The organism is Escherichia sp. MOD1-EC5495 (genome assembly GCF_002965965.1).
In the GTDB taxonomy this organism is placed as follows: Bacteria; Pseudomonadota; Gammaproteobacteria; order Enterobacterales; family Enterobacteriaceae; genus Escherichia; species Escherichia ruysiae.
The window spans coordinates 1-20,218 of the sequence record NZ_PTRI01000039.1 but is presented as its reverse complement, the minus strand read 5'-3'; the positions used below and the strand labels follow the sequence as shown (position 1 = coordinate 20,218).

Annotated in this window: 17 protein-coding genes; 4 read left to right on the top strand and 13 right to left on the bottom strand. The window is 52.8% G+C overall.

Annotated features, from left to right (window positions below; genetic code table 11):
* The 6 genes from BEG40_RS21145 to bcsR form a co-directional block, all read right to left on the bottom strand.
* On the bottom strand, window positions 1-971 hold a 971-nt coding region (locus BEG40_RS21145; protein ID WP_502692829.1), incomplete at its 3' end, for a tetratricopeptide repeat protein.
* Window positions 953-2,059 carry a cellulose synthase complex periplasmic endoglucanase BcsZ gene (gene bcsZ / locus BEG40_RS21140; protein ID WP_024192198.1) on the bottom strand — a complete coding sequence of 369 codons (1,107 nt, stop codon included), beginning with the start codon at window positions 2,057-2,059 and terminating at the stop codon, window positions 953-955. The genes bcsZ and BEG40_RS21145, both read right to left, overlap by 19 nt.
* 6 nt (window positions 2,060-2,065) lie before the next feature.
* Complete coding sequence (bcsB, locus tag BEG40_RS21135) at window positions 2,066-4,405, bottom strand: cellulose biosynthesis cyclic di-GMP-binding regulatory protein BcsB (RefSeq protein WP_024192197.1); 2,340 nt, start codon at window positions 4,403-4,405, stop codon at window positions 2,066-2,068.
* 10 nt (window positions 4,406-4,415) lie between these two features.
* On the bottom strand, window positions 4,416-7,034 hold the full coding sequence (gene bcsA / locus BEG40_RS21130; protein ID WP_000025927.1) for a UDP-forming cellulose synthase catalytic subunit: 2,619 nt from the start codon (window positions 7,032-7,034) through the stop codon (window positions 4,416-4,418).
* The gene (gene bcsQ / locus BEG40_RS21125; RefSeq protein ID WP_105286060.1) at window positions 7,031-7,783 is read right to left on the bottom strand and encodes a cellulose biosynthesis protein BcsQ; all 753 of its coding nucleotides are present in this window, start codon (window positions 7,781-7,783) and stop codon (window positions 7,031-7,033) included. The genes bcsA and bcsQ overlap by 4 nt, the downstream gene beginning before the upstream one ends.
* Before the next feature lie 11 nt (window positions 7,784-7,794).
* Complete coding sequence (bcsR, locus tag BEG40_RS21120; protein WP_001063311.1) at window positions 7,795-7,983, bottom strand: cellulose biosynthesis protein BcsR; 189 nt, start codon at window positions 7,981-7,983, stop codon at window positions 7,795-7,797.
* 258 nt (window positions 7,984-8,241) lie between these two features.
* Between bcsR and bcsE the strand changes: the two genes are divergently transcribed.
* From bcsE to bcsG, 3 genes are read left to right on the top strand one after another with little or no spacing between them, the layout of a single operon-like run.
* Window positions 8,242-9,813 (top strand): cellulose biosynthesis c-di-GMP-binding protein BcsE, encoded by a 1,572-nt coding sequence (gene bcsE / locus BEG40_RS21115; protein WP_001205753.1) that lies wholly within the window; start codon window positions 8,242-8,244, stop codon window positions 9,811-9,813.
* Entirely contained in the window at window positions 9,810-10,001 is a 192-nt protein-coding gene (gene bcsF, locus BEG40_RS21110; protein ID WP_105286059.1) for a cellulose biosynthesis protein BcsF, read from the top strand. The genes bcsE and bcsF overlap by 4 nt, the downstream gene beginning before the upstream one ends.
* Window positions 9,998-11,677, top strand: a complete 1,680-nt coding sequence (bcsG, locus tag BEG40_RS21105) for a cellulose biosynthesis protein BcsG (protein ID WP_000191630.1) — start codon at window positions 9,998-10,000, stop codon at window positions 11,675-11,677. Before bcsF ends, bcsG begins: the two co-directional genes overlap by 4 nt.
* An 85-nt stretch (window positions 11,678-11,762) precedes the next feature.
* Here the strand turns inward: bcsG and BEG40_RS21100 are convergent, their stop codons facing one another.
* Together BEG40_RS21100 and BEG40_RS21090 are read right to left on the bottom strand one after the other, a co-directional pair.
* The gene (locus BEG40_RS21100; protein WP_000141666.1) at window positions 11,763-11,870 is read right to left on the bottom strand and encodes a type I toxin-antitoxin system toxin Ldr family protein; all 108 of its coding nucleotides are present in this window, start codon (window positions 11,868-11,870) and stop codon (window positions 11,763-11,765) included.
* Between the two features lie 373 nt (window positions 11,871-12,243).
* On the bottom strand, window positions 12,244-12,351 hold the full coding sequence (locus BEG40_RS21090; RefSeq protein WP_000141666.1) for a type I toxin-antitoxin system toxin Ldr family protein: 108 nt from the start codon (window positions 12,349-12,351) through the stop codon (window positions 12,244-12,246).
* Between the two features lie 481 nt (window positions 12,352-12,832).
* Between BEG40_RS21090 and BEG40_RS21085 the strand changes: the two genes are divergently transcribed.
* The gene (locus tag BEG40_RS21085; protein ID WP_105286058.1) at window positions 12,833-14,104 is read left to right on the top strand and encodes an aromatic amino acid transport family protein; all 1,272 of its coding nucleotides are present in this window, start codon (window positions 12,833-12,835) and stop codon (window positions 14,102-14,104) included.
* A 29-nt stretch (window positions 14,105-14,133) separates the two neighbouring features.
* Here the strand turns inward: BEG40_RS21085 and dppF are convergent, their stop codons facing one another.
* The 5 genes from dppF to dppA form a co-directional block, all read right to left on the bottom strand.
* Window positions 14,134-15,138, bottom strand: a complete 1,005-nt coding sequence (gene dppF / locus BEG40_RS21080; protein ID WP_000103580.1) for a dipeptide ABC transporter ATP-binding subunit DppF — start codon at window positions 15,136-15,138, stop codon at window positions 14,134-14,136.
* Complete coding sequence (gene dppD, locus BEG40_RS21075; protein ID WP_001196445.1) at window positions 15,135-16,118, bottom strand: dipeptide ABC transporter ATP-binding protein; 984 nt, start codon at window positions 16,116-16,118, stop codon at window positions 15,135-15,137. Before dppD ends, dppF begins: the two co-directional genes overlap by 4 nt.
* A gap of 10 nt (window positions 16,119-16,128) precedes the next feature.
* Window positions 16,129-17,031, bottom strand: coding sequence for a dipeptide ABC transporter permease DppC (dppC, locus tag BEG40_RS21070; protein WP_000084683.1), 903 nt, complete (start codon window positions 17,029-17,031; stop codon window positions 16,129-16,131).
* A gap of 9 nt (window positions 17,032-17,040) precedes the next feature.
* On the bottom strand, window positions 17,041-18,060 hold the full coding sequence (gene dppB / locus BEG40_RS21065) for a dipeptide ABC transporter permease DppB (RefSeq protein WP_105286057.1): 1,020 nt from the start codon (window positions 18,058-18,060) through the stop codon (window positions 17,041-17,043).
* Window positions 18,061-18,210: 150 nt separating this feature from the next.
* Window positions 18,211-19,818, bottom strand: a complete 1,608-nt coding sequence (gene dppA / locus BEG40_RS21055) for a dipeptide ABC transporter substrate-binding protein DppA (RefSeq protein ID WP_001222867.1) — start codon at window positions 19,816-19,818, stop codon at window positions 18,211-18,213.
* Window positions 19,819-20,218 lie beyond the last annotated feature (400 nt).

The following is a 20,218-nucleotide window of genomic DNA, read 5'->3' as shown; positions in this document are numbered from 1 at the left end:
GCCACCGCATTAGCGCGATCGCCATTCTGGGAATACGCCTGCCCCAGCGCCCCAAGGGCTTCACTGTCTTTCGGGTTAGCGCGCACCGCCTGTTGCAGTTCGGGAATGGCTTTACCTGCCATGCCTGAGTCCACAGCGGCTAAACCTTGCGCACGGGCGCGGAAATTAGGATCGGCCAGTTGCTTTTGTTGTTCTGCCAGTTGCGATTGCGCAGCCACCACATTATCGCCATCGCTAAAAACAGAGAGATATTTTTTCAGCGCCGACACGCTGGCGTCGCTGACGGGCATATCTTTTATCTGCCCGTACCAGATTTTAGAAGCCCCCTCGCGCCCGGCGTTAGATTTCGCCATCTGTTCCAGTACGGCAAAACCTTCGTCACGGCGATCGCTGCTAAACAGCAAGAGCGCCAGATTGTTTTGCAAACCCGTATTGCCTGGCGTATCTGCATTGATGCGTTTTAGCTGATTAATCGCTTCGCCACGGCGAGCCGGAATTTTCGCTACCGTACTCCAGTACTCGACGGCAATGTCACCTGCTGGCGGCGCTCCGTTGAATAGTTTGTTGTAACCCGCCACGGCTTCTTCCGCATGACCGGTGGTGGCCTGCAATCGTGCCTGTTGCAGTGCCTGACGACCATCCGGCGTGGAAAGTAGCATTGTGGTACGCGATGATTTATACGCATTTGAACTCGGCGCTAATTGCGACAATCGTTCGAGTTGTTTTTGCGCACCATCAACATCGCCCTGACGTAACAGAGAACGGAAACGGGCGGCAACGACATCCGGGTTATTCGGATCAATAAGTTCCAGACGATACAGCGACTGCTGCACCAGGTCTTCGCGGTGGGTCGCTTCGCCCACACGAACCTGTTCCAGCAACTGTTGCTGGGCGGTTGGTGCCGCCTCGACCATCGGCATCACGGCCAGACCGAGGGAAAGCGTAAGAATATTTAGTGTGAATTTGCGCATTCCAGGCCCCAGTCAGGTAATAACTCACCTTTTGTCGAGAAGCGGAAACGGTGTTGATCCCAGCCTTGTCCAAACAGGGTCAACACATAGTTGTAATAGGCATCGCTACCAGGAAAGTTATCTGCAATACGCTGACGCTGTACGGCCTGGGCATCACGATCCTGAAGAAATGGCAACATAGCCGCAGAAAAGCCGACTGGCCCTTTACCCTGCGCTTTACCCGTAGCGACATCGACTTTCTCCGGCGGATAGCCGTTTTTCTCGGTGAATGTCGCCATCGGTTTAAAACGGTTGAGCATCCGCGCTTTTTGCGGATCGCTGTCGGGCATCATGCCAACCCACATATAGACGCGAATAGCGTCGTAACTGCTGATCAGCGTTTTCTCTGGCTTTAACTGCCAGCCTTTGTCTTTCTCATAGCGTACCCAGTCTGGTGAAAAACCTTTCGGGGCGGTTTCCAGCAATAAACGTTGATTCGTTTCGCGCAACGTGGTCCACGGTGCGCCAAAGCGGGTAAAATACTGCGCCAGCGTCGGGGGCAAATAACTTGGGTTAAAACGCCAGGTGTTATTCTCGGCAAAACCCACTTTGCCCGGTAACAGCATGGAACCCAGTCCCGGCACTGTCACCACTTCCTCTTGCGCAATGCGTTTTAACAACGCGCTGCCAATGTCAGTATAACGTTGCTCTTTCCACAATCGACCGGCCTCCAGCAGTGACCAGGCCATCCAGATATCGCCGTCAGAGGCTGAGTTGCTGTCCAGCACTTCCCACTTCGCATTCTCTTTCTTGCCCCATAGCCAGGCGGGCAAATGCTCTTTTAACGAGCCCTGGGCAAGATTGTTCTGTGTCCAGTCGAGAAGGTTATCGAAAGCAGCACGGTCGTTAGCCGCCAGAGCAAAGAACATGCCGTAACTTTGCCCTTCGGAGGTGGTAATTTTGCGCGCATCACTGGGGTCAATGACGCGCCCCTCCTGACTGATGTAATCCTTTTTAAACTGCTCCCAGGCAGGCCAGGTACAGGCTGCCTGAACACTAAAGGCAGCCAGCAGCAGCATCGTCACGATTCCACTACGCAAAACATTCATCATCAATTACTCATTATCCGGGTTAAGACGACGACGGCTGATGATACGCAGCAGACGCCACAGTACCCAGGCCAGCAACACCACGCTGATTGCCGCCAGCACCGCCAACAGAATCGGGTGATTAGCCAGTGCATACCACAAACGTTCGAACCACGGCAGATGTCCAACGTAATAGATGTCGCCGACACGCAAACTGTTAACGCCAGATTCACGGATCACGGCTACCGAGCCGAACATGGTGGCGCGTTTGCCGCTATCGTTCACCGCATCGTTAAGCATTTCGTAACCGCGCGGACTGTCAGCCAGGAGAGCAATCACGCTGCGCTGGTCGTTATACGGTGACTGGAAGCCAATCACCGCTGCCATCGCGCCGGAAGAGGTCAGCGTTGACTGAGTTTCTGCCGCGCGGTCGTTTTCGTCCGGCACAATGCCGGGGAATGGCGTCTGGCGCATTGGCGTTTTCACCCAGCTTTCGGTGGCCTGTACCAGCATGTCAATCTGCTTGTCGTCTTTTAATTTGTCCGGGATACCACCGACGATCATGATGTCGGCATCTTTACCCTGAATGGTGCTGCCATCATCGGTCACGGTCAGGTTAATCGCCGGGAAGCCCGTCTGCGCGCCGATAAAGCCAACGGTATTTAGCAGCGTTTCCATCTGTGCTTCGTTGGGCGCTTTCGGCATTACGGTGATGGTTTGCGACAGATCCGCCATCCGGCTGAACGGGAAGCCCGCATTGGCAAACGCGCGCAGATCCGGCATCGGGATGAAGTGGTAATACTTCGAGAAGTCGATGGTAGAGTCGTCGCCAATCACCACATGGTTCTGCACCGGCTGGAAGGTAATACAGTTATCCACCGATCCGCCCGGCATCGGGTTCATGTACTCAAAGTCGAAGCGCAGCTGGTTGGTCGCCCCCAGCTTCAACGCCGGAATAGAGACATCCGTTTTGCCGTCCAGCAAACCTTGTAATACCGGAATACGCAGCAGCAGGCGGTTCGCCTCCTGTTTGCTACTCAGGTTAAATGATTGCAGGAACTGGTTGTTCAGGCTGATATCCATCCGCGAGCTGTCTTTCACCGGCGGCATGGTGTAGCGATAGTTGATATCCATATCAATACCGGTACTGCGCATCAGGTAGAGATCTGGCGGCAGATTTAGCGAAACGTTAATCGCTGCTGGTTCCAGACCGCTGGACTGTAACTGCTCTTCATAGGTTTTTAGTTCGCCAAAGGTGACAGGACGATCGGTACGCACCCAGTTCGGCGCATCGTATGGCTTACGCGGCAGCAGCGGTTTGACTTCATTCACCACTACGCTATCGCCACGGAACAAAATATTGCCCTGGGCGATACCTTTCGCTGCCTGCAACAGGTCTTTGTCGTCACGACCAAACACGACCAGCAGTTTGACGTAAGGATTTTCCGGGTGGTTGATCATCTCAATCACCGGGGCTTTTACCGCCGGATGATCGCGCAGGAAGTCCGGGCGTTTGTCGTTAGTCGCAAAAACAATCGCATTGCGATCGGGAAGCTGGTTATAGAGTACCGGGAAGTTCTGCCCACGCCAGCCGGAACGGGAACCAAACCACGAGGCAACAATGGCGGAAGCCTGTTGCAGAGCAACATCCGGCGCGCCCGCAAAGACCATCGGCAAGGTGTTAGCACGGTTATCGCGTGGGTCAAAGAACGGAATCGGGAAGTGCGACAGGTCATTCTTCACATTCAGTGATTGATACGTCAGATCCAGTCCACTACTGCGCCCGACATCCAGCCAAAGTGTGGTGCTGGCTGGGTTTTCGCACACATCCTGATAATGACCGACAAACTCCAGCCGCACGCGGTTGAAGTCGGTAATAAACAGCGGGTTAATCGGCATTTGCGCCAGCGTCTTTTTGCCCAACTGCTCTTTAGTCACTGGCAGCACGCCCATCAGTTCATCATTGAGATAAACCTTTAACTGCGACTGAACTGGCAGCAATGACGGCGATGGCGTGTATTCGAGATTGAGCATCGCCTTCGTCACCACTTCGTCGCTGCGCATACCAAACTCAATGCTGCCGTTCGGGTTGATACCACGCAGCACCATGCTGCCCGGCGGCGGCGCGATTTGCGCAAAGGTCAGCTTCACATCACGCGAAGAGCCGTTCTGCGCGACGACTGGCGCATCCGCTCCCTGCACGCCCGGCATCACCTGCCCCACCTGCGGATTTTGTTCCGTCTGGGCAGGAACAACTGGCTCAGCATTGATCAGTGGTTGCGTTGCTGGCGTCGCCTGCGTCATAAAAGAGGGGAATGCGCTCATCCCCATTGCCACTGCACAAATCCAGAATAGTTTTCTTTTCATCGCGTTATCATCATTGTTGAGCCAAAGCCTGATCCGATGGTTGTACCGTTTCGCTCCGCTCCGGGCGGCGCGGAATGAACGAAACAACCCAGGAAACCAGAGAAGTCAGCGCACGGAAAATACCCTTCACTGAAGAAGGTGCAAATTCCGCCAGATGGCGGTAGCCACGGAAGCCGAGCTTCAGAATATCCAGCAGACTTTCCAGCGGCTTATCTTCCGGGTAGCTGTCCTGCCAGAGCGCCCATGTATCCGCACGGGCAAACGTACACTGCACAAAATCGATATGTTGCTGGGTGGTGAGCGGCATCAATTGCAGCCCGACTTCGTTACCCATCACGCGTGCCACCTGGGTCGGGAAGACGTATTCCTGTTGACCGCGTTTGAGCAGCAGATTCACTTTCTGCCCTTCGAGGATCTGCGCCTGACCGTGGATTTTGATCCCCAGCCCACCGTCGGAGAAGTCCTGAACCGTGCAGGAGAAAAGGTGACCATCTTCGCGGGCAATTGCCGCTGGCATCGTCATCTCAACACGATGCGAACGACGAACCTGTTTACTTTCAACCGATACCGCTACCGCGCCGCCGAGAATAATCAGGTTGTAGAACACCCACACCATACTGACGACAACGGTAAGCATTTCGGTTGGCGGACCATAGAAGTAACGCCAGATGCCAACAGCGACACCAACCAGGTTGAGCAGCACGAGGAAGATGTACGGTCTCGAGATCACCCAATCGACATACTCTTCCTCTACCAGGCCCCCTTTGGCGGTGACGTTAAATTTGCCTTTGTGCGGGTTAATCAGCGCCACCAGCGTCGGTGGTGCGATATACCATGCCAGCACTGTTTCGTAGATTTCACTCCAGAATGAGTGGCGATATTTGCCCTGAATCTTCGAGTTAGTCAGGCTGGCGTGGATCATGTGCGGCAGCACAAACAGGGCGATCATCAACGCAGGTGCGTAGATGATATAGGCATGAAGCAGCAGGAACGCCAGCGGCGCAGTCAGGAAGATCAGCCGTGGAATGCCCGACAAGAAATGGAACATGGCGTTGACGTAGCACAGCCGTTGCGCGAACTTCAGCCCTTTACCGGTGAGCGGGTTATCAAGGCGGAAGATTTGCACCATCCCGCGCGCCCAGCGAATACGCTGACCGATATGCGCTGACAGACTTTCGGTCGCCAGCCCCGCCGCCTGCGGAATGCGCATATACGCGGAGGTGTAGCCACGACGGTGCAAACGCAAAGAAGTGTGCGCATCTTCAGTTACCGTTTCGACGGCAATACCGCCAATCTCATCCAGCGGTTTACGGCGGATCACCGCACAAGAACCGCAGAAGAAAGTGGCATCCCACATATCGTTGCCATCCTGCACCAGACCGTAGAACAGCGTGCCTTCGTTCGGCGTTTTACGAAAACGCCCCAGGTTACGTTCAAACGGGTCCGGCGAGAAGAAGTGGTGCGGCGTCTGCATCATCGCCAGTTGTTTTTCTTTCAGGAACCAGCCCATGGTCATTTGCAGGAACGAGCGCGTTGGCACGTGGTCGCAGTCGAAAATCGACACAAACTCGCCTTTGGCATATTTAAGCGCATTGTTGATATTGCCCGCTTTCGCATGTTCATGAGTGGTACGGGCGATATATTTCACCCCTACGTTTTGTGCAAACTGGCGAAATTCCTCCCTGCCACCGTCATCGAGGATCCAGATATTTAGCTTATCTTTCGGCCAGTCGATACCCAGCGAGGCATAGATAGTGTTTTTCACCACGCTGAGATCTTCGTTGTACGTCGGCACAAAAATATCCACCGACGGCCACAGCGACATATCTTTCGGCAACGGCACTGGCTGACGATTCAACGGCCATACGACCTGGAAGTAGCCGAGCACCAGCACAATCCATGCGTAAGTTTCGGCGAACAACAGAATTAAGCCGCACACCAGACTGACCGGATCATCCCAGTTCAGCGTGGAGGTGTAGCGCCACCAGATATAACGGCACGAGACAGTGAGCGACAGCACAATCAGCATCAGTGCAGAGAAGCGTCCCGGCATTCGCCGTACCATTAATGCCACACCCCACAGCAACATCAGGAAGATAAACTGCGACAGCGGGTTAAACGGCTGGGTGACGCAAATTAGCGCCAGAATCAGCGAGAATGTCACAATGATGCCAAGAATAAAACGCCGCGCTCCGGCGCTCAGATGTCCCAGCTCTTTTTTCTCATCAAGATGTTGCGTGTTATGGCTGAAGCGAGCCGGCAATTCATCCATCCATTGATGATAACGCCCACGAATATTCTGCAAGCGTGAAAACGACCGCCAGCGCGGTTTCGGCGTTTCTCTGCGCGAAGCACTGATCAGCAACCAGCAGGTCTGGATGACATAGCGCACAGGATCCAACGGACGCGGGCGCGAGGCGTTGATATGAGGGAACAGGATTTTATGTTGCGCACGAATACGCTGCCAGCGCGGGTGCTCCAGCGGAATAAAAATCCAGGCAAGGATCAGCCAGAAACAGCCGAGCGTCGCGCTGAAAGGCGACGCGCCATGACGACGATATTCCCGATAACGCCCAATAAGACGTGCGTTAACCGGCGGGATAAGCAACCACCGGGTCAGGATACTCATGATGCGCTCCCGACTGGCGTTTTCAGCCCGGAATAGTTCAACAGACACCAGTTCGCCAGCGTCAGAATTTCTTCTGCCGCCAACGCATCGCTACGGTATTCGCCCAACGGTTGTTTCGCCGCCAGACATTCAGCCATCGCTTCATCACGATGGATCAACATTGGCAACAAGCGCCGCTGGCTTTGCAACCATAGCTGATAAATATCGTCCTGAACCTGGCTGCCTACACGAAAATCATTAATCAAAATATGCGCGCCAACGGGCAGTGCCTGCTGATGCAGCCGAATATGACAGTTAGCATCCACGTTGACGATTGCCAGGGTGTGATCGCACAGGCTCATGATTTGATGCGTTATCTGCGAGGCGTCGCGTGGTAAATCGATCAAAATCCATTGATAACGCCCGCTGGTCTTTAGTTGCTGAATACCGCTACAAATCTCGCCCAGCCGTGTTTGCCAGTGCTGGGGATTTTCGTGTTCTTCGAGAGTCAGTTGACCAAAGGGCAGCAGATCGAGCTGCGAGGTATAGCGTAGCCCGGCATCACGCCAGTCCTGGCCATCCAGCATGGCTCTTGCCCAGCCCTGGCGGTGAGAAAAATCAACGTTGAATGACAGGCGCAGCAAATTGTCCGGGCAGGCATCCACCAGCAGGACATTTTCTCCCAACATTTGCAATGACCAGCCTAACGCGGCAGTGATCGTTGTCGTTCCCACGCCACCCCGCATCCCCTGCAATCCCAGAACGGCCATTCACCACACCCCTACTTTTTTTGCGCAAACTCAGCCAGCAACGGCCAACGTTTTAATGCCGCAGCCAACTGCTCTCGTTGGGAAATATCGGCATAATCAATATCAGGCAGTGAAAAAGCCTGTTTTAACGCCAAAATATCATTCTGGAAGATATAGCCTATCGCGGGATCAGGCAGAATATCGGGTTCGTTGTTATTCATTATGGTTGATCCCTATAAAATAAACATATTACACAGCAAGACAATTTCGCCGCTTTATTGCTTATGGCAGCACAGAAACCCGCTCATTTTTTGACTTTCCGTTACGCAACAGAAAAACTAAAAAACGAAAAGGCTGATATCACAAGGTTTCTGGCCTGTTAAATTGATTCACATGCTAAATCTGATAAGTTTTAATTTCAATGGTAGGTTTATTTCTTAGCTTTCGCTAGTAAACTGATAATCAGACAAAATGGCGACTTGAGGGACACTGTGGACCCCGTATTCTCTATCGGTATCTCATCCTTATGGGATGAGCTGCGACATATGCCAGCAGGCGGCGTCTGGTGGTTTAACGTCGATCGTCAAGAAGATGCTATTAGCCTGGTGAATCAAACGATGGCTTCTCAAGCTGAAACCGCGCAAGTCGCGGTCATTAGCATGGATAGCGATCCCGAGAAAATTTTCAAATTAGATGATTCTCAAGGACCAGAAAAAATAAAATTATTTTCAATGCTAAATCATGAAAAAGGTCTATACTATTTGCCCCGTGATTTACAATGTTCAGTTGTTCCCAATAATTACCTGTTCATTCTTGTTTGCGCAAATAACGCATGGCAAAACATTTCTGCCGAGCGCCTTCGCCTATGGCTGGAAAAAATGAATAAATGGTGCAGGCTAAACCATTGTTCACTGCTGGTAATTAATCCCGGAAATAATAACGATAAACAATTTTCATTGTTACTGGAGGAGTACCGTTCGCTTTTTGGACTTGCCAGTTTGCGTTTTCAGGGCGATCAGCATCTGCTGGATATTGCTTTTTGGTGTAACGAAAAAGGCGTCAGCGCCCGTCAGCAACTGACCGTCCAGCATCAAAATGGCGTCTGGGCGTTAGTTCAGCGCGAAGAGGCGGAGATCCAACCACGCAGCGATGAAAAACGTATTCTCAGTAATATTGCCGTACTGGAAGGCGCGCCACCGCTATCGGAACACTGGAAGCTATTCGACAATAACGAAACGCTGTTCAATGAAGCGCGTACCTCTCAGGCCGCGACGGTCGTGTTCTCTTTGCAGCAAAATGGGCAAATTGAACCGCTGGCCCGCAGTATTCATACATTGCGTCGCCAGCGTGGTAGCGCGTTGAAAATCCTCGTGCGGGAAAATATTGCCAGCCTGCGCGCCACCGACGAACGTTTACTGTTGGCCTGCGGCGCAAATATGGTTATTCCATGGAACGCCCCGCTCTCTCGCTGTCTGACAATGATTGAAAGCGTGCAGGGACAGAAGTTCAGCCGCTATGTACCGGAAGATATCACCACGCTGTTGTCGATGACTCAGCCGATTAAACTGCGGGGGTTCCAGAAGTGGGATGTATTCTGTGACGCGGTCAATAATATGATGAATAACACCCTGTTACCCGCTCACGGGAAAGGCGTTCTGGTGGCTTTGCGCCCGGTGCCTGGCATTCGCGTTGAACAAGCTCTGACGCTGTGTCGCCCTAATCGTACCGGCGATATTATGACGATTGGCGGCAATCGACTGGTGCTGTTCCTCTCTTTCTGCCGGATTAACGATCTGGATACCGCATTGAATCATATTTTCCCACTACCTACTGGCGACATTTTCTCTAACCGCATGGTCTGGTTTGAAGATGACCAAATCAGCGCCGAGCTGGTGCAAATGCGTTTACTCGCCCCGGAACAATGGGGGATGCCGCTGCCTTTAACGCAGGGTTCCACGCCAGTCATCAATGCCGAACACGATGGTCGCAACTGGCGACGCATACCTGAACCACTGCGATTATTGGATGATGCTGTGGAGCGTTCATCATGATGAGCATCAGCGATATCATTGAAATTATTATCGTTTGCGCACTGATATTTTTCCCGCTGGGCTATCTGGCGCGGCATTCTCTGCGGCGTATTCGTGACACTTTGCGTTTGTTATTTGCTAAACCTCGTTATGTAAAACCGGCCGGTACATTACGCCGTGCGGAAAAAGCCAGGGCAATCAAAAAATGACTCAATTTACCCAAAACACCGCTATGCCTTCTTCCCTCTGGCAATACTGGCGCGGCCTTTCTGGCTGGAACTTATATTTTCTGGTCAAATTTGGCCTGTTATGGGCGGGATATCTTAACTTCCATCCGCTGCTTAACCTGGTGTTTGCCGCGTTCCTGCTAATGCCTATTCCGCGCTATAGCCTGCACCGTCTACGCCACTGGATAGCCCTGCCAATCGGTTTTGCATTGTTCTGGCACGACACCTGGCTGCCAGGCCCGGAAAGTATCATGAGTCAGGGTTCGCAAGTGGCTGGTTTCAGTAGCGATTATTTAATCGACCTCGTTACTCGCTTTATTAACTGGCAGATGATCGGAGCCATTTTTGTATTGTTAGTGGCGTGGTTGTTCCTGTCACAATGGATTCGTATCACCATATTTGTCGTCGCTATTCTGGTATGGTTGAACGTACTTACGCTGGCTGGACCAAGTTTCTCCCTGTGGCCAGCCGGTCAACCGACCACGACGGTGACAACGACGGGCGGTAATGCAGCGGCAACGGTCGCAGCCGCAGGAGGTACGCCGGTGGTGGGTGATATGCCTGCGCAAACCGCGCCGCCGACAACGGCGAATCTTAATGCATGGCTGAATAATTTCTATAACGCCGAAGCGAAACGTAAATCGACCTTCCCATCCGCGCTTCCGGCAGATGCACAGCCATTTGAATTGCTGGTCATCAACATCTGCTCACTCTCCTGGTCGGACATTGAGGCTGCCGGGTTAATGTCGCATCCGTTATGGTCGCATTTCGATATAGAGTTCAAGAAATTCAACTCTGCGACCTCATACAGCGGCCCAGCGGCGATTCGTCTGCTGCGCGCCAGTTGTGGGCAAACTTCGCACACCAATCTGTATCAACCAGCCAATAATGACTGCTATCTGTTCGATAACTTGTCAAAACTGGGCTTTACCCAGCATCTGATGATGGGGCATAACGGTCAATTCGGCGGCTTCCTGAAAGAAGTGCGCGAAAATGGCGGTATGCAGACAGAATTGATGGATCAAACGAATCTACCGGTTATTTTGCTGGGCTTTGATGGTTCGCCAGTTTATGACGATACCGCCGTACTTAACCGCTGGCTGGAAGTTACTGAAAAAGATAAAAACTCCCGTAGCGCCACGTTCTACAACACGCTCCCTCTGCATGATGGCAACCATTATCCTGGCGTCAGTAAAACAGCGGACTATAAAGCGCGGGCGCAGAAGTTCTTTGATGAACTGGATGCATTCTTTACCGAGCTGGAGAAATCTGACCGTAAAGTAATGGTGGTGGTCGTGCCAGAACACGGCGGCGCGCTGAAAGGCGACAGAATGCAGGTATCTGGCCTACGTGATATCCCTAGTCCATCAATTACTGATGTCCCCGTTGGCGTGAAATTCTTCGGCATGAAGGCACCACATCAGGGGGCTCCGATTGTCATCGACCAACCAAGCAGTTTCCTGGCAATTTCTGATCTGGTTGTTCGCGTTCTCGACGGTAAAATTTTCACCGAAGACAATGTTGACTGGAAAAAACTCACCAGCGGATTGCCACAAACAGCACCGGTATCCGAGAACTCAAACGCGGTGGTGATTCAATATCAGGATAAACCGTACGTTCGCCTGAACGGCGGCGATTGGGTGCCATACCCGCAGTAAACGCGAAAAAGGCCGCAGAGTTTCCCCCTGCGGCCTGGTCCGGGCGCAAATTGCCATTACGGCAGCCTGACGCCCGCACGACACGTTACTTCCGCTTATTCAGCCAGCTCACAATCAGGCTGGCGAGAATGCCAGCAATGACCGGAGCCGCTAAATCGTGCCAGAAGGCCATGCCTAACTGCGCGAACGTCATATAGCCGCCTGTGTTGTAATGACAACGTTTCGCGGCTATTCTTGAATGGTCTAGATGCAAGAATGGCCCCCGTGATGTTGTCAGGTATATACCTGCAACGTGCGGGGGTTTTCTCTCTCCAGCAACCAATGCCACCAGGGATAAAGCCCCCGCAACATTGCGCCTCACCGGAACCCTCCGGCTTGCCGCTGATTCTACGACTGTTTTTCTGCTTCGAAATCCATCACTTCTTCACTCTGTGCTGCGCGTTCCGCAGAATATTACCGGCTTGCAACCGTTGCATTTTTCTTACGAAAAAGGCCGCAGAGTTTCCCCCTGCGGCCTGGTCCGGGCGCAAATTGCCATTACGGCAGCCTGACGCCCGCACGACACGTTACTTCCGCTTATTCAGCCAGCTCACAATCAGGCTGGCGAGAATGCCAGCAATGACCGGAGCCGCTAAATCGTGCCAGAAGGCCATGCCTAACTGCGCGAACGTCATATAGCCGCCTGTGTTGTAATGACAACGTTTCGCGGCTATTCTTGAATGGTCTAGATGCAAGAATGGCCCCCGTGATGTTGTCAGGTATATACCTGCAACGTGCGGGGGTTTTCTCTCTCCAGCAACCAATGCCACCAGGGATAAAGCCCCCGCAACATTGCGCCTCACCGGAACCCTCCGGCTTGCGGCAGATTCTACTGACGCTTTCTGCCCCTGGCACCTGCCTGTTTTTCACTTTGCGCGATACATTCCAGCTTATTTTCATGTTTGCAGAATTTTCACTTTACGCATTACCCGCGATCTGACACCAGGCTGGTAGTGAAATGCGCAATTTTGTAGAATTGCGCCTCCTCGCGATTCTCCCCGGTGAGTCTGTTGCCTCATTCTTAGCACACTGCGTATTCGACTTCTCCGCCTGTTGCGCAAGAGAAACGGGGGATAACCATCTTTGCGGGGCTGACTTCTTTCTGGACAGGACTTTATGCAGGACAACACATTACAACTACGCGATCAAAAACTACCATTTACGCGATATGACTTCGGCTGGGTTTTATTATGCATAGGAATGGCAATTGGTGCCGGAACGGTGCTGATGCCAGTACAAATTGGGCTAAAGGGAATTTGGGTATTTATTACCGCCGCCATTATTGCTTATCCGGCAACCTGGGTAGTGCAGGATATTTATTTAAAGACACTATCTGAAAGTGACTCCTGTAATGACTACACCGATATTATCAGTCATTACCTAGGGAAGAACTGGGGAATATTTCTCGGCGTTATCTACTTTTTGATGATTATCCACGGAATTTTTATCTATTCCCTCTCCGTGGTTTTCGACAGCGCCTCGTACCTGAAAACCTTCGGTTTAACCGATGCTGATCTTTCTCAATCTCTATTTTATAAAGTCGCCATTTTCGCCGTACTGGTGGCGATTGCGTCTGGTGGTGAACGATTACTGTTTAAGATTTCCGGGCCAATGGTGGTGGTCAAAGTAGGGATTATTGTCGTGTTCGGTTTTGCGATGATCCCGCACTGGAATTTCGCCAATATAACCGCCTTCCCGCAAGCCTCCGTCTTTTTCCGCGATGTTCTGCTTACCATTCCATTTTGCTTCTTTTCTGCAGTATTTATTCAGGTACTTAACCCAATGAATATTGCCTATCGTAAACGGGAAGCAGATAAAGTACTGGCAACCCGGCTCGCGCTGCGTACCCACCGAATTAGTTATGTCACGCTCATCGCGGTGATCCTGTTTTTTGCTTTTTCGTTTACCTTCTCAATTAGCCACGAAGAAGCTGTTTCTGCCTTTGAACAAAATATCTCGGCACTGGCGCTGGCCGCGCAGGTGATCCCTGGGCATATCATTCATATCACCTCTACGGTGCTGAATATCTTTGCCGTACTGACCGCATTCTTTGGCATTTACCTCGGTTTCCACGAGGCCATTAAAGGCATTATTCTCAATCTGTTAAGCCGAATTATTGATACCAAGAAAATTAACTCACGCATGCTGACTCTGGCGATCTGCGCTTTTATCGTCATTACGTTGACGATTTGGGTTTCGTTTCGTGTATCGGTGCTGGTGTTCTTTCAGTTGGGAAGCCCGTTATATGGCATTGTGTCGTGCCTCATTCCGTTTTTCCTGATCTATAAAGTCGCACAACTGGAAAAACTTCGCGGATTTAAAGCCTGGCTGATTCTGCTTTACGGCATTTTGCTATGCTTGTCGCCACTGTTGAAGCTGATTGAGTAAACCGGAGCGCATGACCCCGGTTTTGTGAGTTAACGCTGCGGATTTTCATCCTGATCAACAGCAAAACAAGCGACCAGTTGACCGCCGTAGTCTTTTAGCTGCGGCTGCAACTGGGTGCAGGGGCCGAAGCGCCGACGACAGCGGGCGTTGAAGGCGCAACCCGGCGGTGGATTCAGCGGGCTTGGCAGTTCACCGGTGAGCTTGATGCGCTCGCGGCGATCGTCCGGATTCAGGCGCGGCGTCGCGGAAAGTAGCGCCTGAGTGTACGGATGGCGCGGGTTATTGAAGATTTGGTCTTTCGTTCCCTTCTCCACGCAGCGGCCCAGGTACATCACCATCACTTCATCAGCAATGTGCTCCACCACCGACAGGTCGTGCGAGATAAAGACATAAGAAAGCCCCAGTTCCTGCTGCAAATCCATCATCAGATTGAGCACCTGTGCGCGCACTGAGACATCCAGCGCGGAAACCGGCTCATCAGCAATCACCACGTCCGGGTCGAGCATCAGACCACGGGCGATGGCGATACGCTGACGCTGACCGCCGGAAAACATGTGCGGATAGCGGTCGTAATGCTCGGTTTTCAGGCCGACTTTCGCCATCATCGACAGGGCTTTTTCCCGACGCTGTTCTTTGCTTAAGCTGGTGTTGATCAGCAGCGGCTCTTCGAGAATCTGCCCAACTTTTTTACGCGGATTCAGCGAACCGTAAGGGTTCTGGAAGACAATCTGGATTTTCTGCCGACGTAGCTTCTGCGCCTGCGGATCGTGCTTGAGCAGATCCTGCCCCTGATAATACAGTTCGCCGCCAGTGGGCGTTTCAATCATCGTCAGCAACCGACCTAGGGTCGATTTACCGCAGCCAGATTCACCTACTACTGCCAGCGTTTTGCCACGTTCAAGGTTAAACGAAACGCCATCCAGCGCCTTCACCAGACGTTCCGGCGCGAACATGCCTTTCTTCACCGGATAATGTTTTTTCAGGTCAATTGCCTGCAACAATGGCTGTTGCGAGGTGGCCTCATGCGTACTCATAGTGTGGGCCTCCCGGCATCATCAAGTGGGTAATGGCATTTGGACTGACGCCCGTCAGCGAGCATATTCAGCGCCGGTTCTTCAGCGCGGCATTTGTCAGTCGCGTAGGGGCAGCGCGGATTAAGCAGGCAGCCGTTCGGGCGGTCGTACTTGCCGGGAACCACGCCAGGCAACGACGCCAGACGTTCTTTGTCCTGAGCAAATTCCGGCAGCGCACGCAGCAATGCCTGAGTATACGGATGACGCGGCGCACGGAAGATGGCGTGAGCATCGCCCGTTTCCACCACCTGACCTGCATACATCACGATGATTTTATGTGCCGCTTCCGCCACCAGCGCCAGGTCATGGGTAATTAACACCAGCGCCATATTCTCTTTCTGCTGTAGCTCCAGCAGCAGTTCGATGATTTGCGCCTGAATGGTCACGTCCAGCGCGGTGGTCGGTTCATCCGCAATCAGCAGTTTTGGCCGACAGGCAATTGCCATCGCGATCATTACACGCTGGCTCATGCCGCCGGAAAGCTGATGCGGGTAAACATCCAGACGCGACGCCGGATCGGGAATGCCGACCTGATTCAGCAGGTCAATTGCCCGCTGACGGCGGGTACTTTTGTTACCGCCCTGATGCACCTTAATCGCTTCCATAATCTGGAAACCCACGGTGTAGCACGGGTTGAGACTGGTCATCGGGTCCTGGAAGATCATCGCTACTTCGGCACCCACCAGATTGCGGCGCTCTTTTTCTGAGATACGCTGCAAATCCTGACCGTTAAACTCCAGCTTTTCCGCCATCACGCGACCCGGATAATCAATCAGCCCCATAATCGCCAGTGAACTGACCGATTTACCCGAACCGGATTCACCCACAATCCCGACCACTTCGCCCTGTTTCACGCTGTAGCTGATGCGGTCTACGGCGCGGAATGGTGCGCTTTCGTCACCGAAATGCACCGATAATTTATCTATATTTAATAACGCCATCTCGAACCTCTTACTGCTTCAGTTTGGGATCGAGCGCGTCACGCAGACCGTCACCCATCAGGTTAAATGCCAGCACCGTCAGCAGGATCGCCAGACCAGGGAAGGTCACGACCCACCAGGCGCTTTGCGCGAACTGCAACACGTCGGAGAGCATGGTGCCCCACTCCGGCGTTGGCGGTTGTGCCCCCATGCCGAGGAAACCAAGAGCAGCCATATCGAGAATGGCGTTAGAGAAACCGAGCGACGCCTGGACAATCAGCGGCGCAAGGCAGTTGGGAAGAATATTGATAAACATCTGCCGCAGCGCCCCGGCTCCCGCCACGCGGGAAGCGGTCACGTAGTCGCGGTTCACCTCCACCAGCACGGCGGCGCGAGTTAAGCGGACATAGTGCGGCAAGGCAACGAAGGTCAGCGCCAGCGCGGCGTTACCAATCGACGGGCCGAAGATAGCCACCAGCACCAGCGCCAGCAGCAGGCTTGGCAGCGCCAGCATGATATCGACCACGCGCATGATGATGTTATCGACCAGGCCGCCGAAGTAGCCGGCGATCAGGCCGAGAATAACGCCCATAATCAGCGATAACACCACCACCAGACAGCCAACCAGCAGCGACAAGCGTGCGCCGTACATCAGGCGCGACATCACATCGCGACCGACGTCATCAGTGCCCAGCAAGTGCGCCATGCTGCCGCCTTCCTGCCAGGCTGGCGGGGCGAGCAGCGCATCGCGGAACTGTTCCGCCGGGTTATAGGGTGCAATCCAGTTGGCAAAGATCGCGATAAACAGCACGATGACGACATAAACCAGTCCGACGACCGCGCCTTTGTTGCGTTTAAAATAGTGCCAGAACTCCTGTAAAGGGGTCATCGGCACCGGTGCAGTAATCACTTTATTTTCAGTAACCTGTGACATGATGTTCCCTTACTTCTTATGACGAATACGCGGGTTCACCACGCCGTACAGCAGATCAACCAGCAGGTTGACGAGGATAATCATCGTCGCCACCAGCAATACGCCGCCCTGCACCACCGGATAATCGCGGCGTTGCAGCGCGTCAATCAACCAGCGCCCCAGACCGGGCCACGAGAAGATGGTTTCGGTCAGAATCGCCCCCGCCAGCAGCGTCCCGACCTGTAGGCCAATAACGGTTACCACCGGCAGCATGGCGTTACGCAACGCATGGACGATAATCACCCGCATCCGGGTCAATCCCTTGGCACGCGCGGTGCGGATGTAATCCTCGCCCAGCACTTCCAGCATCGAGGAGCGTGTCATACGCACAATGACCGCTAGCGGAATTGTGCCCAGCACCATCGCAGGTAAGATCATATGGGCGACGGCAGCGATAAAGTTGCCGTCTTCACCCCAGATGGCGGTGTCAATCAGCATAAAACCGGTTAACGGATTGGAATCATCGAGGAACACCATATCGCTCACGCGACCGGAGACGGGCGTCAGGTTCCAGTGCACCGAAACCAGCATGATCAGCATCATGCCCCACCAGAAGATTGGCATTGAGTAACCGGTCAGCGCCAGACCAACCGCCGTGTGATCGAAAATGGAACCACGTTTAACCGCAGCCAGCACACCAACCGGAATGCCGACTGCCGTAGCAAAAATCATCGCGCAGACGCCAAGTTCCAGCGTGGCCTGGAAGCGCGGCACGAACTCTTCCCAAACCGGGATGCGGCTTTTCATCGAAATGCCTAAATCACCGTGCATAACGCCCCAAATATAGTGGAGGTACTGCTGCCACATCGGTTTATCTAAACCGAGTTCAGCCAGCAGCTGTGCGTGACGCTCTGGGGAGATCCCACGTTCGCCCGCCATGATCATCACCGGATCGCCGGGGATCATGTGGACAAAGGCAAAAGTGAGAAGGGTAATACCGATAAACGTGGGGATGACGAGTCCCAAACGTCGGAGAATAAACTGCAACATAACCCGGATTCTCTATAGTGACCCGCAGCCTGGAACTGCGTGTCTGTATTACTCACCAATCAATTCCCGCCCGTGCCGGACAGGGAATGAAGTATTGCTGCCGGATGGCGCTGTGCGCAGAGGCACAGCACCACCGGGTATGGCTTTTAATTATTCGATAGAGACGTTTTCGAAGTGATGTTTGCCTAATGGATCAACCACATAGCCTTTAACTTCTTTGCGTACCGGTTCAAATACAGTGGAGTGAGCGATGATCAGTGCCGGAGCCTGATCGTGCATCACTACCTGTGCTTGTTTGTACAGTTCAACGCGCTTGTTGTGGTCGTCGGTGGCACGCGCCGGTTGAATCAGATCTTCAAACGGTTTGTAGCACCATTTTGAGTAGTTGGAGCCTTGTTCAGAGGCGGCACAGCTGAACAGGGTGGCGAAGAAGTTATCCGGATCCCCGTTGTCGCCAGTCCAGCCCATCATTACCGTCTGATGCTCGCCATCTTTCGCGCGCTTGAGGTACTCACCCCATTCGTAGGTGACGATTTTGGCCTGCACGCCGACTTTCGCCCAGTCCGCCTGAATCATCTCCGCCATGCGGCGAGCATTCGGGTTATATGGACGTTGTACCGGCATCGCCCACAGGTCGATGGAGAAACCTTTTTCCAGACCCGCTTCTTTCAGCAAGGCTTTCGCTTTTTCAGGATCGTAGGTGTAGTCCTGAACGTCGTCGTTATAGCCCCACATGGTTGGCGGGATCAGGTTTTTCGCTGCTACACCCGCGCCCTGATAAACCGCTTTGATGATCGCGTCTTTGTTCACCGCGTAGGTCAGAGCCTGGCGAACTTTCACATCATCCAGTGGTTTTTTCTGCACGTTATACGAGAGATAACCGACGTTCAGCCCCGGCATTTCCATCAGGTTGATGGATTTATCCTGCTTCATGCGAGCAATATCTGCCGGGTTCGGGTACGGCATCACCTGGCATTCATTTTTCTGCAATTTCGCGTAACGCACGGAAGCGTCAGGAGTAATAGAGAAGACCAGCGTGTCGATCTGCGGTTTGGTGCCCCAGTAGCCATCAAACGCTTTGTAGCGAATACGGGAATCTTTTTGATACTGCTGTAACTGGAACGGGCCGGTGCCGATCGGGTTGAGGTCCAGTTTTTCCGGCGTACCGGCTTTCATCATCGCGTCAGCATATTCTTTTGACAGAATAGAGGCAAAGTCCATTGCCAGGTCAGCGAGGAACGGCGCTTCCGGGCGAGTCAGCACGAACTGAACGGTGTTATCGTCCACCTTTTTCACTTCGCTGATCAACTCCGGCAAGCCCATGCCTTCGAAGTATTCGTAGCTGCCGCCAGAGACTTTATGGTATGGGTTTTGCGCGTTTTTCTGACGATCAAACGAGAACACCACGTCATCGGCGTTCAGTTCGCGCGTCGGTTTGAATTCTTTATTGTCATGCCACTTCACACCTTTACGCAGATGGAAGGTATAGGTTTTACCGTCTTCGCTGATTTCCCACTTTTCAGCGAGGCCCGGGATCACTTCGGTGGTGCCGATTTTAAATTCAACCAGGCGGTTATAAAGCGGTACGGAAGAGGCGTCATAGGTGGTGCCGGAGGTAAACAGCTGCGGGTTAAACCCTTCTGGCGAACCTTCTGAGCAATAAACCAGAGTTTTAGCCTGAACACTTGCTGCGACGGTCATAGCCACCAGGCTGAGACCAAGCTTCAGCATCCCTGACTTTTTCAAGGAAATACGCATTATTCTGCTCCAATTGTGATGTTTGTTGTTTTAACCCTTTGCAGTGGGTTGTCGCTGCCTGACCTTTTTTGTTTTTTGCCCGGTCGGGTCAACGTTATGAGGTGGGGATGCCGTACTAATTAACATCAGTGTAACAGTGCGGATCCTCCATAAAATGCCCCTCGTGACCTACAATCTGTCAACAGAATGTGAAAACGTCAATACAGCCAACCGGGATTTACACCAACGGTGAGAATCCACAAACAAAGATTAAAAAAACTTCAAACCGCTATTTGCAGCAGAGAAATTTGTGCTACTCCAACATAACCAGAACAATCAGCTTAATATTTAGCAACAATTAGTGATTGGATTTGCCCCTATATTTCCAGACACCTGTTATCACTTAACCCATTACTGGCCT

Excerpts from the sequence above, each read along its gene's own strand:
- bcsZ (WP_024192198.1), bottom strand. The coding sequence starts at position 2,059 with ATGAATGTTTTGCGTAGTGGAATCGTGACGATGCTGCTGCTGGCTGCC.
- bcsB (WP_024192197.1), bottom strand. The coding sequence starts at position 4,405 with ATGAAAAGAAAACTATTCTGGATTTGTGCAGTGGCAATGGGGATGAGC.
- bcsA (WP_000025927.1), bottom strand. The coding sequence starts at position 7,034 with ATGAGTATCCTGACCCGGTGGTTGCTTATCCCGCCGGTTAACGCACGT.
- bcsQ (WP_105286060.1), bottom strand. The coding sequence starts at position 7,783 with ATGGCCGTTCTGGGATTGCAGGGGATGCGGGGTGGCGTGGGAACGACA.
- bcsR (WP_001063311.1), bottom strand. The coding sequence starts at position 7,983 with ATGAATAACAACGAACCCGATATTCTGCCTGATCCCGCGATAGGCTAT.
- bcsF (WP_105286059.1), top strand. The coding sequence starts at position 9,810 with ATGATGAGCATCAGCGATATCATTGAAATTATTATCGTTTGCGCACTG.
- bcsG (WP_000191630.1), top strand. The coding sequence starts at position 9,998 with ATGACTCAATTTACCCAAAACACCGCTATGCCTTCTTCCCTCTGGCAA.
- BEG40_RS21100 (WP_000141666.1), bottom strand. The coding sequence starts at position 11,870 with ATGACGTTCGCGCAGTTAGGCATGGCCTTCTGGCACGATTTAGCGGCT.
- BEG40_RS21090 (WP_000141666.1), bottom strand. The coding sequence starts at position 12,351 with ATGACGTTCGCGCAGTTAGGCATGGCCTTCTGGCACGATTTAGCGGCT.
- BEG40_RS21085 (WP_105286058.1), top strand. The coding sequence starts at position 12,833 with ATGCAGGACAACACATTACAACTACGCGATCAAAAACTACCATTTACG.
- dppF (WP_000103580.1), bottom strand. The coding sequence starts at position 15,138 with ATGAGTACGCATGAGGCCACCTCGCAACAGCCATTGTTGCAGGCAATT.
- dppD (WP_001196445.1), bottom strand. The coding sequence starts at position 16,118 with ATGGCGTTATTAAATATAGATAAATTATCGGTGCATTTCGGTGACGAA.
- dppC (WP_000084683.1), bottom strand. The coding sequence starts at position 17,031 with ATGTCACAGGTTACTGAAAATAAAGTGATTACTGCACCGGTGCCGATG.
- dppB (WP_105286057.1), bottom strand. The coding sequence starts at position 18,060 with ATGTTGCAGTTTATTCTCCGACGTTTGGGACTCGTCATCCCCACGTTT.
- dppA (WP_001222867.1), bottom strand. The coding sequence starts at position 19,818 with ATGCGTATTTCCTTGAAAAAGTCAGGGATGCTGAAGCTTGGTCTCAGC.